The organism is Sphingomonas kyeonggiensis (assembly GCF_030812785.1).
Lineage (GTDB): Bacteria > Pseudomonadota > Alphaproteobacteria > Sphingomonadales > Sphingomonadaceae > Sphingomonas > Sphingomonas kyeonggiensis_B.
This window is the reverse complement of the sequence record NZ_JAUSTJ010000001.1, coordinates 1,107,128-1,124,216: the sequence shown is the minus strand read 5'-3', so window position 1 is coordinate 1,124,216 and position 17,089 is coordinate 1,107,128. Positions and strand designations below refer to the sequence as shown.

The 17,089-nt window shown below is 68.4% G+C and carries 17 protein-coding genes; 13 read left to right on the top strand and 4 right to left on the bottom strand.

Annotation, left to right across the window (positions count from 1 at the left end):
* The first annotated feature begins 91 nt into the window (after window positions 1–91).
* From J2W22_RS05585 to J2W22_RS05570, 4 genes are all read left to right on the top strand, one after another.
* On the top strand, window positions 92–397 hold the full coding sequence (locus tag J2W22_RS05585; protein WP_307117997.1) for a hypothetical protein: 306 nt from the start codon (window positions 92–94) through the stop codon (window positions 395–397).
* A gap of 20 nt (window positions 398–417) precedes the next feature.
* The gene (locus J2W22_RS05580; RefSeq protein ID WP_183999584.1) at window positions 418–1,086 is read left to right on the top strand and encodes a response regulator transcription factor; all 669 of its coding nucleotides are present in this window, start codon (window positions 418–420) and stop codon (window positions 1,084–1,086) included.
* A 79-nt stretch (window positions 1,087–1,165) separates the two neighbouring features.
* Entirely contained in the window at window positions 1,166–2,536 is a 1,371-nt protein-coding gene (locus tag J2W22_RS05575; RefSeq protein ID WP_373422961.1) for a sensor histidine kinase, read from the top strand.
* Window positions 2,537–2,756: 220 nt separating this feature from the next.
* Window positions 2,757–3,233, top strand: a complete 477-nt coding sequence (locus J2W22_RS05570) for a hypothetical protein (RefSeq protein ID WP_307117260.1) — start codon at window positions 2,757–2,759, stop codon at window positions 3,231–3,233.
* Between the two features lie 13 nt (window positions 3,234–3,246).
* Here the strand turns inward: J2W22_RS05570 and J2W22_RS05565 are convergent, their stop codons facing one another.
* Window positions 3,247–4,236: an LLM class flavin-dependent oxidoreductase gene (locus J2W22_RS05565; RefSeq protein WP_307117259.1), complete on the bottom strand. Its 990-nt coding sequence runs from the start codon at window positions 4,234–4,236 to the stop codon at window positions 3,247–3,249.
* A 113-nt stretch (window positions 4,237–4,349) separates the two neighbouring features.
* Here J2W22_RS05565 and J2W22_RS05560 point away from each other — a divergent pair, with 113 nt between their 5' ends.
* From J2W22_RS05560 to J2W22_RS05545, 4 genes are all read left to right on the top strand, one after another.
* Window positions 4,350–5,021, top strand: a complete 672-nt coding sequence (locus J2W22_RS05560; RefSeq protein ID WP_307117258.1) for a pyrimidine 5'-nucleotidase — start codon at window positions 4,350–4,352, stop codon at window positions 5,019–5,021.
* Complete coding sequence (gene dapD / locus J2W22_RS05555; RefSeq protein ID WP_307117257.1) at window positions 5,018–5,836, top strand: 2,3,4,5-tetrahydropyridine-2,6-dicarboxylate N-succinyltransferase; 819 nt, start codon at window positions 5,018–5,020, stop codon at window positions 5,834–5,836. The genes J2W22_RS05560 and dapD overlap by 4 nt, the downstream gene beginning before the upstream one ends.
* Window positions 5,837–6,015: 179 nt before the next feature.
* Window positions 6,016–6,780 carry a tryptophan 2,3-dioxygenase gene (locus J2W22_RS05550; protein ID WP_307117256.1) on the top strand — a complete coding sequence of 255 codons (765 nt, stop codon included), beginning with the start codon at window positions 6,016–6,018 and terminating at the stop codon, window positions 6,778–6,780.
* On the top strand, window positions 6,777–7,886 hold the full coding sequence (locus J2W22_RS05545; protein ID WP_307117255.1) for an aminotransferase class V-fold PLP-dependent enzyme: 1,110 nt from the start codon (window positions 6,777–6,779) through the stop codon (window positions 7,884–7,886). Before J2W22_RS05550 ends, J2W22_RS05545 begins: the two co-directional genes overlap by 4 nt.
* A 48-nt stretch (window positions 7,887–7,934) precedes the next feature.
* Here the strand turns inward: J2W22_RS05545 and J2W22_RS05540 are convergent, their stop codons facing one another.
* Window positions 7,935–8,219, bottom strand: coding sequence for a UrcA family protein (locus tag J2W22_RS05540; RefSeq protein ID WP_307117254.1), 285 nt, complete (start codon window positions 8,217–8,219; stop codon window positions 7,935–7,937).
* Window positions 8,220–8,362: 143 nt separating this feature from the next.
* Here J2W22_RS05540 and J2W22_RS05535 point away from each other — a divergent pair, with 143 nt between their 5' ends.
* A complete protein-coding gene (locus J2W22_RS05535; RefSeq protein WP_307117253.1) occupies window positions 8,363–9,949 on the top strand; it encodes a winged helix-turn-helix domain-containing protein in 1,587 nt (528 codons plus the stop codon).
* A 146-nt stretch (window positions 9,950–10,095) separates the two neighbouring features.
* On the opposite strand, the gene J2W22_RS05530 is transcribed toward J2W22_RS05535, so the two are convergent.
* Together J2W22_RS05530 and J2W22_RS05525 are read right to left on the bottom strand one after the other, a co-directional pair.
* The gene (locus tag J2W22_RS05530) at window positions 10,096–10,524 is read right to left on the bottom strand and encodes a CoA-binding protein (protein ID WP_307117252.1); all 429 of its coding nucleotides are present in this window, start codon (window positions 10,522–10,524) and stop codon (window positions 10,096–10,098) included.
* Between the two features lie 3 nt (window positions 10,525–10,527).
* Window positions 10,528–11,484 carry a P-loop NTPase gene (locus J2W22_RS05525; RefSeq protein WP_307117251.1) on the bottom strand — a complete coding sequence of 319 codons (957 nt, stop codon included), beginning with the start codon at window positions 11,482–11,484 and terminating at the stop codon, window positions 10,528–10,530.
* 70 nt (window positions 11,485–11,554) lie between these two features.
* Between J2W22_RS05525 and hflK the strand changes: the two genes are divergently transcribed.
* From hflK to J2W22_RS05505, 4 genes are all read left to right on the top strand, one after another.
* Window positions 11,555–12,673 carry a protease modulator HflK gene (gene hflK / locus J2W22_RS05520; RefSeq protein WP_307117250.1) on the top strand — a complete coding sequence of 373 codons (1,119 nt, stop codon included), beginning with the start codon at window positions 11,555–11,557 and terminating at the stop codon, window positions 12,671–12,673.
* A complete protein-coding gene (gene hflC / locus J2W22_RS05515; protein ID WP_307117249.1) occupies window positions 12,670–13,521 on the top strand; it encodes a protease modulator HflC in 852 nt (283 codons plus the stop codon). Before hflK ends, hflC begins: the two co-directional genes overlap by 4 nt.
* Window positions 13,522–13,615: 94 nt before the next feature.
* The gene (locus J2W22_RS05510; RefSeq protein WP_373422941.1) at window positions 13,616–15,112 is read left to right on the top strand and encodes a Do family serine endopeptidase; all 1,497 of its coding nucleotides are present in this window, start codon (window positions 13,616–13,618) and stop codon (window positions 15,110–15,112) included.
* A 247-nt stretch (window positions 15,113–15,359) separates the two neighbouring features.
* Entirely contained in the window at window positions 15,360–17,027 is a 1,668-nt protein-coding gene (locus J2W22_RS05505; RefSeq protein ID WP_307117248.1) for a helicase HerA-like domain-containing protein, read from the top strand.
* Window positions 17,028–17,089: the final 62 nt, after the last annotated feature.

Sequence of the window (17,089 nt, the reverse complement as noted above, 5' to 3'; positions counted from 1 at the left end):
GGGGGCAGCGGCGCCCGGCAAGGTTACACGCGGCTTACGGCTGCGTTCAGGGGCTATTCAATGCCCGGACCCTATGCCATCTCGCATGAAGATGTTGGTGACGCCCCTTCTTTGCGCCTGTGTGGCGGCGTTCGCGCCCGCCGGGACTGCCGCTGCGCAGCCCGCCTGGCAGCAGGATTCGGACGCTCGTGCGCCCCGGCGCCAGGCCGCGCCGCCGCTCTCGGTCCGCGAGATCGAGCGCCGCGTCGTGCCGCGCCTGCCCGGCGCCCAATATCTCGGTTTCGACTATGATCCCGCGTCGGAAGTTTACACGCTGAAGTTCCTGCGCAATGGATCGGTGATCTGGGTGGACGTGGATGCCCGCAGCGGCAACATCGTCCGCAAATCGGGCAGCTAGGGCCTGGCGAAGGGAAACACATGCGACTTCTGATCGTCGAGGATGAGCCGACTCTGGGGCAGCAGCTCCGCAACGCGCTCGAAGGCGCTGGCTATGCGGTGGACCTCGCCACCGATGGCGAGGAAGGCCTCTATCTCGGCTCCAACGAGCAATATGACGCGATCATCCTCGACCTCGGCCTGCCCGAGATCGACGGGCTGACCGTGCTCGACCGCTGGCGCAAGGAAGGCAAGACCACCCCGGTGCTGGTGCTCACCGCGCGCGACAGCTGGTCGGACAAGGTGGCGGGCCTCGATGCCGGTGCCGACGACTATGTCGCCAAGCCGTTCCAGACCGAGGAGCTGATCGCCCGCCTGCGCGCGCTGATCCGCCGCGCCTCGGGCAACGCCTCGGCCGAGCTGATCGCCGGCGACATCCGCCTCGACACCCGCTCGGGCAAGGTCACCAAGGCCGGCGAGCCGGTGAAGCTGACCGCGCAGGAGTACAAGCTCCTCTCCTACCTGCTCCACCACAAGGGCAAGGTGGTCAGCCGCACCGAGCTGATCGAGCATATCTACGACCAGGATTTCGATCGCGATTCGAACACGATCGAAGTCTTCGTCACGCGCATCCGCAAGAAGCTGGGCGCAGACGTGATCACCACCATCCGCGGCCTGGGCTACAGCCTGGAAGAGCCGGCCGACGCCTGATTCGATGGCCACGCTCGCCCGGAAACTAGGCGAGCTGCGCCATCGCCTGTTCGGCCGTTCGCTGAGCGAGCCGGAGCCGGTGGCGCCCGGCGAGCCGCAGCCGCGCCACTATACCCGCTCGACCGGATCGGTGAGCCGGCGCATGCTGCTCGTCGCCACCGCCTGGATCATGATCCTGCTGGTCGGCGGCGGCGTGGCGCTCGACCGGGTGCTGGTCAGCACCGTCACCAAGAATTTCGACGAGCAGCTCGACTATCTGCTCAAGGCGATGATCTTCTCCGCCGAGCTCGACCAGAATGGCGAGGTGATGCTCAACCGCGAGCTCGCCGACCAGCGCTTCCTCGAATATAATTCGGGTGCCTATTGGCAGATCAGCGGCAAGGGGCACGAGGCGTTTCCGTCACGCTCGCTCTGGGATCAGCGGCTGAAGGACGACCAGCAGCACAACGACACCAACGTCCATGTCTATGACAGCCGCCAGCTGCCCGGCCAGCTGTTGCGCATCGCCGAGCGCGACGCGACGCTGCCGGGATCGACGGTGCGCTGGCGTTTCCAGGTGGCGCAGAGCCGCGCGACGCTCGACAGCCAGATCGCGACGCTGCGCCGTACCTTGGTGCGCAGCTTCGTGCTGCTCGGGCTCGGGCTGATCATCATGGTCGCGCTGCAGACCTGGTACGGGCTGCTGCCGCTGCGCCGGGTGCGCCAGGAGATCGCACGGCTGCGCGCCGGCCAGTCGACCCGGGTGGAAGGCGCGATGCCGGCCGAAGTGGCGCCGATGGTCGAGGAGCTCAACGCGCTGGTCGAGCATAACGACCGCCAGGCCGAGGAGGCACGGCGCCACGCCGGCAACCTCGCCCATGCGCTCAAGACCCCGCTGAGCGTGATCATGAACGCCGCCGCCGCGGGCCAGCCCGACCTTGCCCAGGCGGTGATCCGCGAGGCGCGGACGATGCGCCGCCAGATCGACCACCACCTCGCCCGCGCCCGTGCGGTCGGCCGGCGCGGCTCGGCGCACAGCCGCGCCCAGGTCTGGCCGTCGATCGAGGCGGTCGAGCGCGCCGTCGCCCGGCTCTATCCCAATGTCCGCATCGACATCGACGGGCAGAAGGACCTGGTCGCGCATATCGAGCGGCAGGATCTGGACGATTTGCTCGGCAACCTGGTCGAGAACGCCGCGAAGTACGGCGGGGGCAGCGTGTTCATCACCGCCCGGGTCGATTCGGGCTTCGTCGAGATCCTCGTGGAGGACGATGGCCGCGGAATCCCCGAGGCGGACCGTATCCGCATCTTCGACCGAGGCGTCCGCCTCGACAGCGGCAAGCCGGGCACCGGCCTGGGCCTCGCCATCGTCCGCGACGTGGCGGAGATCTATGACGGCACCGTCAGCCTCGAGGAGAGCGAGGATCTGGGCGGGCTGCTCGTCCGCCTGCGCCTGCCTGCCGCGAACTGACATAGCTGCAACAAACTGAAATTCTGCCGTGACGTGCCGGACGCATCAGCGTCGGCGAGCTCGCGGATTGCCCTCTTTTATCCGTCGGGTCGCGTGGCGGCGCTGGTTCTGGGGCCAGCGCCGCCCAAACCGCGCGGCCGAATGATTGCGCATCCTTTACAATATTTTAGCAGAGCCGTGCTAAAATGCTGCTTGGGATTGCAGCGACAAAGGCATCGACATGACTTCCATTTCCGCGATCCCGCAGCATCCCGAGCGCGCACCGATCGATGCGGGGCTCGTGCCGGTGGAATTGGACGCGCGCGCTGCTGCCGCGCAGCAGGCGGAGCCGGATGCAGGCGACACTGCGCTGTCCGCCGATCCCGGCGAACCCGAGGACATGCAGGCCAAGCTCGACAAGCTGATCGACAATCAGACCGAAAGCGGCGCCCTGAGCGACGAGCAGGCGAACGAGCTGCGGAGCTTCTTCGCGCAGCGCATTGGCGGCGAGACCCCGAGCAAGGCCGAGGCGCAGACCAGCGCTTCGCCGACCAGGCCGATCAGCGAAGCAGCAACGCGCCAGCTAGACGCGATGGCGGCGTTTCTCGACAAGCTGCGCAACGCCGCGGCATCGGGCGCCATCACCTATGGCAGCAATTCGGGGACCAGCAGCAATGGCAGCTCGGCGACCGGCTGGGTGATCGACACCAGGGCCTGAGAGACCTACCGAATCACAAACCCCGCATCGCCTCCGCCGCCAGCGTGAGGCTTTTCCTGCGCGCCTCGTGATCGAACATCGCGCTGGTCAGCATCAGCTCGTCGGCGCCGGTGCGCTGGATGAAAGCTGCGAGCTGCTCGCGGACCTTCGCCGGCCCGCCGATCGCGCTGGCCGACAGCACCTGATCGAGCATCGCATTGCCATGCCCGCCCAGGCTGGCGCGATAGCCGGGCACCGGCGGCGGCAGCTGGATGCCCTTGCCGGTGGTGCGGATCGCGACGAATGCCTGTTGCTGCGAGCTGGCTAGCAGCTCGGCTTCCTCGTCGGTGTCTGCGGCGAATACGTTGAAGCCGAGCATCAGGTGCGGCTTGTCCAGCGCCTCCGACGGACGGAAGTTGCGGCGATACATGTCGATCGCCTCGTCGAGCAGCCCCGGCGCGAAATGCGAGGCGAAGGCATAGGGCAGCCCCAGCATCGCCGCGAGCTGCGCGCCGAACAGGCTGGAGCCGAGGATCCAGATATCGACCTTGGCGCCGGCGCCCGGCGTGGCGCGGATGCCGGTGCGGCCGTCGTCGGCGAAATAGCTCTGCAGCTCCTGCACGTCGCGGGGGAACTCGTTGCCGTCGCTGTCGAGCCCGCGGCGGATCGCGGCGGAGACGCGCTGGTCCGATCCCGGCGCGCGGCCGAGGCCGAGGTCGACGCGGCCCGGGAACAGCGCGTCGAGCGTGCCGAACTGTTCGGCGACCTGGAGCGGCGAGTGGTTGGGCAGCATGATCCCGCCCGAGCCCACCCGGATCGTCGAGGTCGCCTGGCCGACATGCGCGATCACCACCGCGGTGGCCGCGCTGGCAATCCCGTCCATCCCGTGATGCTCGGCGACCCAATAGCGGGTATAGCCGAGCCCCTCGACATGCTTCGCCAGATCGGCGGCGTTGGCGAGGGCCTGGGAAGCGGTCCCGCCCTGGATGATGGGGACGAGGTCGAGCAGGGAATAGGCTGTCATGGAGCGGCAGATGGGGAGGCGCCGCCCGCTCTGCCATAAAGTTTTGGTCGTGTGTGCCCAAGCGAAGAAACAGTTGCTTGATAGCCGCGCCGCCCCGGCCTAACCGCGCCGCCATGAACCCTGCCCTGTCGCACGTCCGCAACTGGATCTTCGATCTGGACAATACGCTCTACCCGGTGAGCGCGAACCTGTTCGCGATGATCGATGCGCGCATCGGCCAATATGTGCAGAACCTGCTCGGCCTCGATCCCGTCGCCGCGCACAAGGTGCAGAAGGGCTATTTCCACGCGCATGGCACCACGCTCGCGGGGCTGATGGCCGAGCACGGCACCGACCCGCACCATTATCTGGCCGATGTCCATGACGTCGACATGAGCGTGCTCGAAGTGAACGAAGCGCTGGTCGAGGCGCTGGCGAAGCTGCCCGGCCGCAAGCTGGTCTTCACCAATGGCGATGCGCCCTATGCCAGCAAGGTGCTCGACAGGCTCGGCCTGGGCGCCAGTTTCGAAGCGATCCACGACGTCCACGCGACCCAGTATCGCCCCAAGCCCGATCCCCAGGCCTATCAGGGCCTGTGCGACGCCTATGATCTCGATCCGCATGCTTCGCTGTTCGTCGAGGACATGGCGCGCAACCTTGCGCCGGCCAAGGCGATCGGCATGACCACGGTGTGGATCGACAACGGCTCCGAACAAGTGCCGGGCGACGCCGACCGCAGCTTCATCGACTATACCGTCACCGACCTCGGAGCCTGGCTCCACAGTATCCTGGAGACTTCCGAATGACCGACCTGCAGACGACCATCGACGCCGCCTGGGAAGACCGCGCCAATCTCGGCTTCTCCACTGAAGGTGCAGTCCGCGAGGCCGTGGCCGAGGCGCTCAACCTGCTCGACCGCGGCGAAGCGCGCGTCGCCGAGCCCGTCGAGGGCGGCTGGCAGGTCAACCAGTGGCTGAAGAAGGCAGTGCTTCTCTCGTTCCGCCTCAACGACAATGTCGTGGTCCAGGGCCCGGGCGGTGCCAACTGGTTCGACAAGGTGCCGTCGAAATTCGCCAATTGGGGTGAGGACGCCTTCCGCCAGGCCGGCTTCCGCGCGGTCCCGGGATCGGTCGTCCGCCACGGCGCGCACGTCGCCAAGGGCGCGGTGCTGATGCCGAGCTTCGTCAATATCGGCGCCTATGTCGGGGAGGGCACGATGGTCGACACCTGGGCAACCGTCGGCAGCTGCGCGCAGATCGGCAAGAACGTCCACCTGTCGGGCGGTGTGGGCATCGGCGGCGTGCTCGAGCCGCTCCAGGCCGATCCGGTGATCATCGGCGACGGCGCGTTCATCGGCGCGCGCGCCGAGGTGGCCGAGGGCGTGCGCGTCGGCGAGGGCGCGGTGCTCTCGATGGGCGTCTATCTCGGCGCCTCGACCAAGATCATCGACCGCGCCACCGGCGAAGTGCATCGTGGGGCTGTGCCGCCCTATTCGGTGGTCGTGCCGGGCACGATCCCGGGCGAGGCCGGCAAGCCGGGCCTCTATTGCGCCGTCATCGTCAAGACGGTGGACGCGCAGACCCGGAGCAAGACCGGGATCAACGAGCTGCTCAGGGACTAATCGTCATCCCGCCCCGGACCTGATCCGGGGCGGGATCTCGTGCGGCTCCTTCCCCGCGCCATCGCCTGAGATCCCGGCTTTCGCCGGGATGACGGATTGGAGCGGGATGACGGATGGGGTGGGATAGTTTCAATCGTTACCGCTTTCATCCGGGCGGCGAGATGGCGTAGGGACGGGGCATGACCGATGCCATGACCTATGGGCGCTATCTCGCGCTCGAAGAGCTTCTCGCTGCCCAGCATCCGCTGTCGGACCGGCATGACGAGCTGCTGTTCATCATCATCCACCAGACCAAGGAGCTGTGGCTCAAGCAGGCGATCGCCGAGATCCGCCTCGCGCTCGATCTGGTCCGCGCCGACAAGCCGGTGGAGGCGTACAAATCGCTGGCCCGGGTCAGCCGCATCCAGGCGGTGATGACGCTGAGCTGGGAAGTGCTGACCACGATGACGCCGAGCGACTATACCCGCTTCCGCGACGTGCTCGGTTCCAGCTCGGGCTTCCAGTCGGACCAGTTCCGCGCGGTGGAGACGCTGCTGGGCGTGCGCGGCGGCGGCGTGCCGGGGCCGCTCACCACCGAATTCTCGGCGATCCCCAGCCTGTGGGACGAAGCCAATGCCGCGCTCGCCCGCGCCGGCTTCGACCTGCCCCCCGAAATGCTGAACCGTGACTGGGCCCAGCCCTATGCGCCGAGCCAGGCGGTCGAGGACGCCTGGGCGCAGGTCTATCGCGACACCGATCGCTATTGGGAGCTGTACCAGCTCGCCGAGAAGCTGGTCGACATCGACGATGCGCTGGCAACCTGGCGGCACAAGCATGTCCTCACCGTCAGCCGGGTGATCGGGATGAAGCCCGGCACCGGTGGCACGCCGGGCGTGCCCTATCTCGCCTCGACCCTGTCGAAGCGCGCCTTCCCCGAGCTGTGGACGCTCAGGACGCAGCTGTGAGCTACAAGCACCTGTTCCAGCGCGCGCTGGCGGCGGCGCCCGACCGGCTGCACTTCGCGGCGCATTCGCACCATCTCTGGCCCGACGCCTCCTATGTCGGCCAGATCGCCGCCTGGGAGGACGGGGTGCGCCTCGCCGACCGGAAATGGGAGCGGGTGATGGGCGAGATCTGGCCCGCCGCCCAGGCGCATGTCGCCGCCGAGCTCAAGCTGCCCGATCCCGACACGATCGTCTTCGCACCCAACACGCACGAGTTGCTGCTCCGCATCGCCTCGGCCCTGCCGAAGCGCCCGCTGCGCATCCTCGCCAGCGACGGCGAGTTCCACAGCTTCCGCCGCCAGTCGATGCGCTGGGAAGAGGCGGGCAGCGCCACCGTGGAACGCGTGCCGCTGGAGCGGATCGTCGAGCGCGCCAAGTCGGGCGAGCACGACCTGATCTTCGTCAGCCAGGTCCAGTTCGGCACCGGCCATGTGTTCGACAGCATCGCCGAGCTTGCCGCGCTCGCAAAGCCTGAAGGTCCCTGGGTGGTGGTCGACGGCTATCACGCCTTCATGGCGATGGACGTCGATCTGTCGGCAGTGGCGGACCGCGTCTTCTACCTCGCGGGCGGCTACAAATACGCCATGGCCGGCGAAGGCTGCGCGTTCCTCCACGCCCCGCCCGGCTTCGGCGCCCGTCCCGAGATCACCGGCTGGTATGCCGAGTTCGAGGATCTGGCGCTGCCGCCGGGCAGCATCGGCTACGCCCCCGACGCACGCCGCTTCCTCGGCGCGACCTTCGATCCTTCGGGCATCTACCGCTTCGTCGCGGTGCGCGACATGCTGCGCCAGGAAGGCCTGACTACCGCGGCGATCGCGGCGCATGTCGACAGCCTGCGCGCGCAGCTGCTCGCCGGCCTGCCGATCGAAGCCGAGCTGCTCAACCCGGGCAGCCCCGCGCGCTTCCTCGCGCTGCGCTCCCCTCACGCCCAGCGCTGGAAGGCCGAGCTGGAGGCGGAGGACGTGATCACCGATGTCCGCGGCGATGTGCTGCGCATCGGCTTCGGCCTCTACCAGGACAGCCGTGACGTGACGCGGCTGATCGAGGCGCTCTCGTATCTGCGCTGAAAAAGCGGCCGGGCACGCAATGCGCGCCGCGCCCGGCCGTAAGGGAGCTCAGCGCCGCGCGAGCTGCACGCGCAACTGCCGCCCAACGTCGCGGGCCACCACCGCGCGGCAGCGCTTTATCTCCTGGTCCTCGGTCACATCGGCGCCGGCATAGGAGCCGCACACCCGCTCGGTCGCCGCGGCGATCCGGCGGTCGAGCACGGCACGCCCGGCCGCGCTCTTCAGGTCGAGATCGCCATGGCGGACGACCACGCTGTGTTCGAACTCGGGTGCAGCCAGCGCCGGGGTGGCGATCAGGCCGGCGGCGGCGAAGGCGATGATGCACTTGTACATGGGGCACTCCTTTCCTGTGACCCTTCCAGCATCGCCAGGACGCCGCCCGACCGGGAGGATGAGGAGCCGATGAAGAGCTGATGAAATGCCGATGATTCGCCGATAGGGTGGCGCGGGGCGCGATTTCCGGGGATGGGAGAGGCGTGGAGGGCCGCATCGATCTTGCGCATCAAGCGCCGTTCCGGCTGGGCGCGCTCGAAGTGCGTCCGGCGCTGCGCCAGCTCGCCCGCGACGACGGCAGCGAGGAAGTGCTCGAGCCGCGGGTGATGCAGGTGCTCGTCGCGCTCGCCCGGGCGGACGGTGCGATCGTCAGCCGCGACGACCTGACCCGCAGCTGCTGGGAAGGCCGGGTGGTCGGCGAGGATGCGATCAACCGCGTCATCTCGCGCCTGCGCCGCGCGGCCGAGGGGATCGGCCAGGGCGCCTTCCGGATCGAGACGATCACCAAGGTCGGCTATCGCCTGCTGCGCGAGGGCCAGACCGGCACGCCCGCCCCCGCGCCGGACAGCCCGCTGGCCCAGGCCCGCGCCGAGGCGCATCGCCTGCGGCTCGATCGCCGCGCGATGCTGGCCGGATCGGGGCTGGCCGCAGTGAGCGTCGGCGGCGGGCTGCTCGCCTGGCGCCATTTCGGCGCGGTCTCCGGGCCCGCGGGCGAGCAGAAGCCGCCTGCCGATATCGCGCCGCTGATGATCCAGGCACAGATGGCGATGACACAGGGTACGGTCGAAGGCGGCAACCAGGCGATCGGGCTGCTCCGCCGGGTGGTGACCCTGCGCCCCGACTATGCCGATGGCTGGGGATTGCTCGCGCTTTCCTATTCGGCGGCGGCGGTTGGCCGGCCCCAGCAATATGAAGCGGACATGCGCGCCCGTGCCGCCGAGGCGCGCCGCCGGGCGCTGGCGCTCGACCCGGCCAACGCCTATGCCCGCGCCGCGGACGGGCTGGGCAGGCCGGTACTGGGCAACTGGCTTGCCGCCGAGCGCGGGCTGCGCACCAGCCTGAGCAGCCATCCCGGCAACGACATGCTGGTCAGCTCGCTGGCCGGGTTGATGATCAATGTCGGCCGCTGCACCGAAGCCGCAAGCCTGATCGACGGGATCTGGAAGCGCGTTCCGCCCAACCCCGGGCTCGCCTATACCCATGTCCAGACCCTGTGGGCCGCGGGCAGGCTCGACGAGGCCGACAAGGCGATGGACGACGCGGTCGCGCTGTTCTCCACCCATTTCGCCGTGTGGTTCACGCGCTTCTACCTGCTGATGTACACCGGCCGGGTGCGCGAGGCGATCGCGCTCGGCGAGAATCGCGGGGCACGCCCGACCGGCATTCCCGAATGGAATTTCGAGCAGGTGCTGATCGTCGCCCGCGCCATGCTCAGCCGCGCGCCGCGCGACATCGACGCCGCCGTGGCGGCATCGCTCGAAGGCGCGCGTCGCGGTGCGGGCTTTGCCGAGAACGGCATGCAGTTCCTCTCGGCGCTGGGCCAGGTCGACAAGGCCTTCGCGGTGGCCGACGCTTATTATTTCGCGCGCGGCTTCGATCCGGGCGAGCTGCGCTTCTCGACCGAGCAAGGCACCTATACCCGGCGCAACGCCCGGCGGACGCACATGCTGTTCCTGCCCTCGACGGCGGCAATGCGCGCGGATCCACGCTTCGCGAAGCTGGCACAGGAGATCGGACTGGAACGCTATTGGCGCGAGAGCGGGACCGTGCCGGATTATCGACGGGGGTAAAGCGCCCCGCCCTACCAACCGTCACCCCGGCCTTGTGCCGGGGTCCACTGGGAGGCGAGGGCCAGACAAGAAGCCCAATCGCAGTCTTAAAGGCTTGGTGGCCCCCGGCACAAGGCCGGGGTGACGAGAATTTGACGGAAGTCGGCCTAAGCGACCGCCGCCACGCCCAGCCGCGGGATCTCGATCGCCGGGCAGCGGTCCATCACTACCTTCAGCCCCGCCGCCTCGGCGCGCGCCGCAGCCTCCTCGTTGATCACGCCGAGCTGCATCCACACGGCCTTGGCGCCCGCGGCGATCGCCTCGTCCACCGCCTCCCCGGCCGCCATCGGACGGCGGAAGATGTCGACCAGGTCGATCTGCTCGCCGATCTGCGCAAGCTCGCGGAACACGAACTCGCCGTGCACATGCTCGCCGGTGATCTGCGGATTGACCGGGATCACCCGGTATCCCTGCCGCTGGAGAAAGGCCATCACGCCATAGCTCGGCCGGTCCGGCCGGTCGGATGCGCCGACCAGCGCAATGGTGCGCACGCTTTCGAGCAGCGCCTTGATGTCCTCGTCACGCGTCAGCGGCATGGGTTATCTCCTCAGCCAGTCGTCCACCTGTCCTGCCAGTCCGGCAAACACTTCGCCCTCCGGCCCGTTCCCTGCCGCGGGCGGCTCGCCGGCATCGGACGCGACGCGGATCGCCATCTCGAGCGGCACGCGGCCGAGGAACGGAATACCGAGCTTCGCCGCCGCCGCCTCGGCGCCGCCCGCACCGAACGGGTCGGAGACTTCGCCGCAATGCGGGCAGGCATAGCCCGACATGTTCTCGATCAGGCCGATCACCGGAATGCCGGCCTTGTTGAACAGGTCGATCGCGCGCGTCGCGTCGATCAGCGCCAGATCCTGCGGGGTCGAGACGATCACCGCGCCCGCCGGCTTGTGCTTCTGGATCATCGTCAGCTGCACGTCGCCGGTGCCCGGCGGCAGGTCGAGCACGAGCAGGTCGGTCTCGCCCCAATCTGCATCGACCAGCTGGCCGAGCGCACCGCCCGCCATCGGCCCGCGCCAGGCGATCGCCTGCCCCTCGGCGACCAGCCCGCCCATCGACAGCATCGGCACGCCGAACCGGGTCTGGACCGGCAGCAACACTTTATCACGCGCCTGGGGCTTCACCCCTTCGACCCCGAGCAGCCGCGGCTGGGACGGGCCATAGATATCGGCGTCGACCAGCCCGACCTTGCGGCCCCTGCGCTGGAGCGCGATCGCCAGATTCGCGGCGACGGTGGACTTGCCCACGCCACCCTTGCCGCTCGCCACCGCGATCAGCCGCCGGGTGCGGCGCTCGCTGGTCATCAGCACGCGCACTTCCTCGATCCCGGGCAGCGCTCCCGCCACGCGGCGGATATCGGCCTCGAGCTCCTCGCGCGTACCCTCGGCCAGGCCGGTCACGTCGAGCACGATCGAGGCACGCGATCCCTCGAGACGGGCAGTGGCGCGGCCGGCGGCGATGGGGGCGAGCGCGGCGCTCAGGGCTTCGGTATCGGTCATCGCGTGCCAGATAGGCGCACAATCGCCGCGCGCCACTGTAAATCCGCGTAGGCGCCCTTATAAAGGCTGAATGGCAAACCTCTTTGGCTGGCTGAACAACGCCGGCAACTTGCATAACGAGGCTCCCAAGAGCCCCTGGGGCTCGGGCAGCGGCGGTAATGGCGGCGGCTCGGGCGATGGCAAGGGCGGCTCCGGCGGCGGCTCCGGTCCCCGCAACCCCTGGTCTTTCCCGCCCGAGGGGCGGCGCCCCCGGCCCGGTGGCGGAGGCGGCGGTGGTAATGGCGGCGGCAACGGTCCGTTCGACGACCTGCTGCGGCGCGTCGGCGGCGGTGGCGGCCTGCCCTTCCCGGGCGGCGCCCGGCTGTGGATGCTGGTCATCGCCGGCCTGCTTGCCATCTGGGTGATCTTCACCAGCTTCCACGTGATCGGCCCGCGCGAGCGCGGCGTGGTGACCACGCTCGGCCGCTACAGCGGCACGCTCGGCTCGGGCATCCAGCCGACGCTGCCGGCGCCGTTCCAGCTCGTCGACGTCGTCGATGTCGGCAGCGTACGGACGCTGAAATTCCCCGAGAGCGGCGCCAATCTGATGCTCACCGGCGATCAGAACATCGTCGATCTTTCCTATTCGGTGAACTGGTACATCGCGGACGCCGCCGACTATTCCTTCCAGATCAAGGACCCGACCGAGACAGTGAAGGACACCGCCGAGAGCGCGATGCGCGCGGTGATCGCGACGACCACGCTCAACGAGGCGATCGGCGAGGGCCAGGGCCGCATCTCGTCCGATGTGCAGGCGGGAATGCAGAAGATCCTCGACGAATATCATTCGGGCATCCGCATCCAGAGCGTCGCGCTGACCAAGGCCGCGGCGCCCGAGCAGGTCGATGACGCCTTCAAGGCGGTCCAGGCCGCGCAGCAGGGCGCGCAGGGCGCCCGCAACAACGCCAATGGCTATGCCCAGCAGGTGATCGCCGTCGCGCAGGGCGAGGCCGCCGAGTTCGACAAGATCTACGAACAGTACAAGGCCGCGCCCGAAGTCACCCGCCGCCGTCTCTATTACGAGACGATGGAACAGGTGCTCGCGCGTACCAACAAGACGATCGTCGAGGCGCCCGGCGTCACCCCCTATCTGCCGCTGCCGGGGATTCGCCCCGATGCGGGCAAGGCCCAGCAGGGAGACCAGAAATGACCTGGCTGCGCAGCCCCATCGGCATCGCCGTATCGGTGATCATCCTGCTCATCGTGGTGATGAGCACCGTCGCGATCGTGCCCGAGACCAAGCAGGCGGTGATCCTGCGGCTCGAAAAGCCCTATCGTACCGTCAATCAGTGGCACGAGGGCGAGCAGTTCGGCCGCACCAATGCCGGCCCGATCGTGCGGATTCCGTTCTTCGACCGGATCGTCTGGGTCGACAAGCGCGTGCTATCGGTCGACCTGCCCAACGAGCCGGTGCTGTCGACCGACCAGCTCCGCCTGCAGATCGACGCCTATGCGCGCTTCCGCGTCACCGATCCGCTCAAGATGGTCGTCTCGATCGGCACCGAGGACCGGGCGCGCGACCAGCTCCAGCCGCTGTTCCGCTCGGCGCTGCGCAACGAGCTCGGCAAGCGTCCCTCGGCGATCCTGCTCAGCCCGGAGCGCGGCCAGGTGATGGACAATATCCAGAACTCGCTCCAGCAGCTCGCCGGGCAATATGGCGTGTCGATCGTCGACGTGCGGATCAAGCAGACCGAGCTCCCCTCGGGCTCGCCGCTCGACAGCGCGCTCGAGCGGATGCGCACCGCGCGCAACCAGGAAGCCAAGACGATCGAGGCGCAGGGCCTGAAGGACGCGCAGATCATCCGCGCCAATGCCGATGCCCAGGCCGCCCAGATCTATGCCCAGGCGTTCAACAAGGATGCCGACTTCTACAATTTCTGGCGCGCGATGCGTTCGTACCGGACGACGTTCCTCAACAACGATCCCGCCAAGGGCGAGACTTCGGTCATCCTGTCTCCGCAGAATAGCTATCTGAAGGAGTTCATGGGGCAACGATGACGCTGTCGATCCGTTCATATTCAATCGCCGTTCAGCATTTCGGCGCAAAAATCCGTTTCGAACGCTTTTCCTTCGTCTGAGAGGACCGACTCACGTGCGTTATGCCTACGCCCTAACTACCGCCATCCTGCTGAGCGGCGCCGCCGCGACGATGACGCTCAACCAGCCGGCCGGCGCGCAGACCGCGCAGAACGAGCCCGGCGCGATCCAGGCGACCGCGCCCAAGGCCGGCGCGCCGATGAGCTTCGCCGACATGGTCGCCCGGCTGCAGCCGGCAGTGGTCAACATCTCGACCACCCAGCGCGTGACGATGAACGCCAATCCGTTCGCCGGCACCCCGTTCGAGGCGTTCGGCGGCGGCAACCAGCCGGTGACCCGCCAGGCCGAATCGCTCGGCTCGGGCTTCATCATCTCGGCCGACGGCTATGTCGTGACCAACAACCACGTCATCTCGGCCGGCGCCCGCGGCGCCACGGTCGAATCGATCACCGTCACCCTGCCCGACAAGCGCGAGTTCAAGGCCAAGCTGATCGGCAACGACGCGCAGTCGGACCTCGCCGTGCTCAAGATCGAAGGCGCCAACCTGCCCTTCGTGAAGTTCGGCGATTCGACCGCGGCGCGCGTCGGCGACTGGGTCGTCGCGATTGGCAACCCGTTCGGCCTGGGCGGCTCGGTCACCGCCGGCATCGTCTCGGCCGTGCACCGCGTCACCGGCTCGGGCGGCGCCTATGACCGCTTCATCCAGACCGACGCCTCGATCAACCGCGGCAATTCGGGCGGCCCGATGTTCGACCTGAACGGCAACGTCATCGGCATCAACTCGCAGATCCTGTCGCCGACCGGCGGCAATGTCGGCATCGGCTTCGCGATCCCCGCCGAAGAGGCCAAGCCGGTCATCGACACGCTGATGAAGGGCCAGAAGATCGCTCGCGGCTATCTCGGCATCGGCATGCAGGACCTGACCGACGACATCGCCGACGGCCTGGGCGTGCCCAAGGGCCAGGGCACCGTCGTCGCCCGCATCGAGCCGGGCCAGCCGGCGGAGAAGGCCGGGCTCAAGCAGGGCGACGTGATCGTCAAGGTCGACGGCCGCGACGTCACGCCGGACCAGACGCTGTCCTATCTCGTCGCCAACGTGAAGCCGGGCACCCGAATCCCGCTCGAGCTCTACCGCGACGGCAAGCGCATGACCCTGAACCTCGTCGTCGGCACCCGACCGCCCGAGGAGCAGCTCGCCCAGTTCGATCCGAACGACGAGAATTCGCCGGCTCCGGGCGGCGACAGCGAGACGATGGCCGCGGCCTCGCTCGGCGTGCAGGTCACTCCGCTCACCCCGCAGATCGCCCAGAGCGTCGGCGTCACCCCGGGCACCACCGGTGTGGTCGTGCTCCAGGTCAGCCCGGCCAGCGACGCGGCCGGCAAGGGTCTGGCGCGCGGCGACGTGATCACCACGGTGAACCGCCAGCCCGTCACCAGCGCGGCGGACGTCGCCAAGCAGGTCGGCGCCGCCAAGGCCGCGGGCAAGACCAACGTCCTGCTCTGGGTCCAGCGCCGCGCGCTCGGCCGCTTCGTGTCGGTCGGCATCAACTAAAGGCGGTACAGGGCGAGCCCGTCAAATACTGCGTCACCCCGGCCTTGTGCCGGGGTCCACGGTGCTTCGACGGCTGGCCTACAGCCTCTATCCTGTCGCCCGCCTCCCGGTGGACCCCGGCACAAGGCCGGGGTGACGGGGTTGGTCCCCGGGTCAGGGTTGGCTCCCAACCTCAAAAGGCGGCCCAATCGGGCTGACGAATGCCCGTTTCTCCTCTATTCCGGTCTCCCAAATCAGGAGATCGGACATGGCGGGAGAAACGGGCATCTTCATTGGCGCGGGCACCGGCGGCGCCAACCCGCAGTCCCTGGTCCTTCGGCGCGCCAACCGCCACGGGCTGATCGCCGGCGCCACCGGCACCGGCAAGACGGTGACGATCCAGGGGATCATCGAGGGCCTGTCGAGTGCCGGCGTCCCCTGTTTCGTGGCGGACGTGAAGGGCGACCTGTCCGGCCTCGCCATGGCCGGCTCCCCCACCGCCAAGACGCACGAGATCTTCAAGGCCCGCGCCGCCGAGATCGGCCTCGCCGACTGGGCCTATGCCGACACGCCCGTGCAGTTCTGGGACCTGTACGGCGAGCAGGGCCACCCGATCCGCACCACCATCTCGGAGATGGGCCCGCTGCTCCTCGCCCGGCTGATGGACCTCAATGAAGTGCAGGAAGGCGTGCTGACCATCGCCTTCACCGTCGCCGACAAGGACGGCCTCCTCCTCCTCGACCTCGACGACCTGCAATCGATGCTCGCCCATTGCGCCGAGCGGGCCGACGAGCTGACCGCCAGCTATGGCAATGTCTCGAAGCAGTCGGTCGGCGCGATCCAGCGCGCGCTGCTCCAGCTCCGCAGCCAGGGCGGCGCCAATTTCTTCGGCGAGCCGGCGCTGTCGATGGAGGATTTCCTCGGGCTAGACGACAAGGGCCGCGGCGTCGTCAATATCCTCGCCGCCGACAAGCTGATGGCGTCGCCCAAGCTCTACGCCACCTTCCTGCTCTGGCTGCTCTCCGCCCTGTTCGAATCGCTCCCCGAAGTCGGCGATCCCGACAAGCCCAAGCTCGCCTTCTTCTTCGACGAGGCGCATCTGCTGTTCGACGATGCGCCCAAGGCGCTGCTCGACAAGATCGAGCAGGTCGTGCGCCTGATCCGCTCCAAGGGCGTCGGCGTCTATTTCATCACCCAGAACCCGATCGACGTGCCCGACACGATCGCCGGCCAGCTCGGCAACCGCGTCCAGCATGCCCTGCGCGCCTTCACCCCGCGCGACCAGCAGGCAGTGAAGGCGGCCGCGACCACCTTCCGCGCCAATCCCGATGTTGATGTCGAGACGGTGATCACCGAGCTCAAGGTCGGCGAGGCCTTGGTCTCGGTGCTGCAGGACGATGGTGCACCGAGCCCGGTGCAGCGCACGCTGATCCGCCCGCCGGCGTCGCGCGTCGGCCCGGTCACGCCCGACGAGCGCAAGATCCTGATCCAGACCGATGCGATCGGTTCGAAGTACGACACGCTGATCGACCGCGAATCGGCCGAGGAGCTGCTCGCCGCCAAGTCGGCCGAGGCATCCGCCGCCGCTGCCGAGGCCAAGGCGCAGGACGAGGCCGAAAAGGCCGCCGCCGCCCAGGCCAAGGAGGATGCCCGCCTCGCCAAGGAAGCCGAGCGCCAGCGCCTCGCCGCCCAGCGCGACGCCGATCGCCAGGCCCGTCTCGATGCCCAGGCCCAGAAGGCAGCGGAACGCGAGGCGGCGAACAACCCGTGGAACCGGGCGATCACCTCGGCCACCCGCTCCGCCTCCTCGGCGGCGGGCCGCGCCGTGGCGAACGAAGTCTCCAAGGCGGTGTTCGGCAAGAAGAGCGGCGCCGGCGCGAGCATCCTCGGCGGACTGGTCCGCGGCGTGCTCGGCGGGTTGTTCAAGGGGCGGTAGGAATCTCCTTCTCCCATTGGGAGAAGGAAGGGGCCCGCCGCCGAAGGCGGTGGGAAGGATGA

What these genes read in the sequence shown, in the direction of transcription:
- J2W22_RS05585 (WP_307117997.1), top strand. Translation starts at nt 92, where the DNA reads ATGTTGGTGACGCCCCTTCTTTGCGCCTGTGTGGCGGCGTTCGCGCCC.
- J2W22_RS05580 (WP_183999584.1), top strand. Translation starts at nt 418, where the DNA reads ATGCGACTTCTGATCGTCGAGGATGAGCCGACTCTGGGGCAGCAGCTC.
- J2W22_RS05570 (WP_307117260.1), top strand. Translation starts at nt 2,757, where the DNA reads ATGACTTCCATTTCCGCGATCCCGCAGCATCCCGAGCGCGCACCGATC.
- J2W22_RS05565 (WP_307117259.1), bottom strand. Translation starts at nt 4,236, where the DNA reads ATGACAGCCTATTCCCTGCTCGACCTCGTCCCCATCATCCAGGGCGGG.
- J2W22_RS05560 (WP_307117258.1), top strand. Translation starts at nt 4,350, where the DNA reads ATGAACCCTGCCCTGTCGCACGTCCGCAACTGGATCTTCGATCTGGAC.
- dapD (WP_307117257.1), top strand. Translation starts at nt 5,018, where the DNA reads ATGACCGACCTGCAGACGACCATCGACGCCGCCTGGGAAGACCGCGCC.
- J2W22_RS05550 (WP_307117256.1), top strand. Translation starts at nt 6,016, where the DNA reads ATGACCGATGCCATGACCTATGGGCGCTATCTCGCGCTCGAAGAGCTT.
- J2W22_RS05540 (WP_307117254.1), bottom strand. Translation starts at nt 8,219, where the DNA reads ATGTACAAGTGCATCATCGCCTTCGCCGCCGCCGGCCTGATCGCCACC.
- J2W22_RS05530 (WP_307117252.1), bottom strand. Translation starts at nt 10,524, where the DNA reads ATGCCGCTGACGCGTGACGAGGACATCAAGGCGCTGCTCGAAAGCGTG.
- J2W22_RS05525 (WP_307117251.1), bottom strand. Translation starts at nt 11,484, where the DNA reads ATGACCGATACCGAAGCCCTGAGCGCCGCGCTCGCCCCCATCGCCGCC.
- hflK (WP_307117250.1), top strand. Translation starts at nt 11,555, where the DNA reads ATGGCAAACCTCTTTGGCTGGCTGAACAACGCCGGCAACTTGCATAAC.
- hflC (WP_307117249.1), top strand. Translation starts at nt 12,670, where the DNA reads ATGACCTGGCTGCGCAGCCCCATCGGCATCGCCGTATCGGTGATCATC.
- J2W22_RS05505 (WP_307117248.1), top strand. Translation starts at nt 15,360, where the DNA reads ATGGCGGGAGAAACGGGCATCTTCATTGGCGCGGGCACCGGCGGCGCC.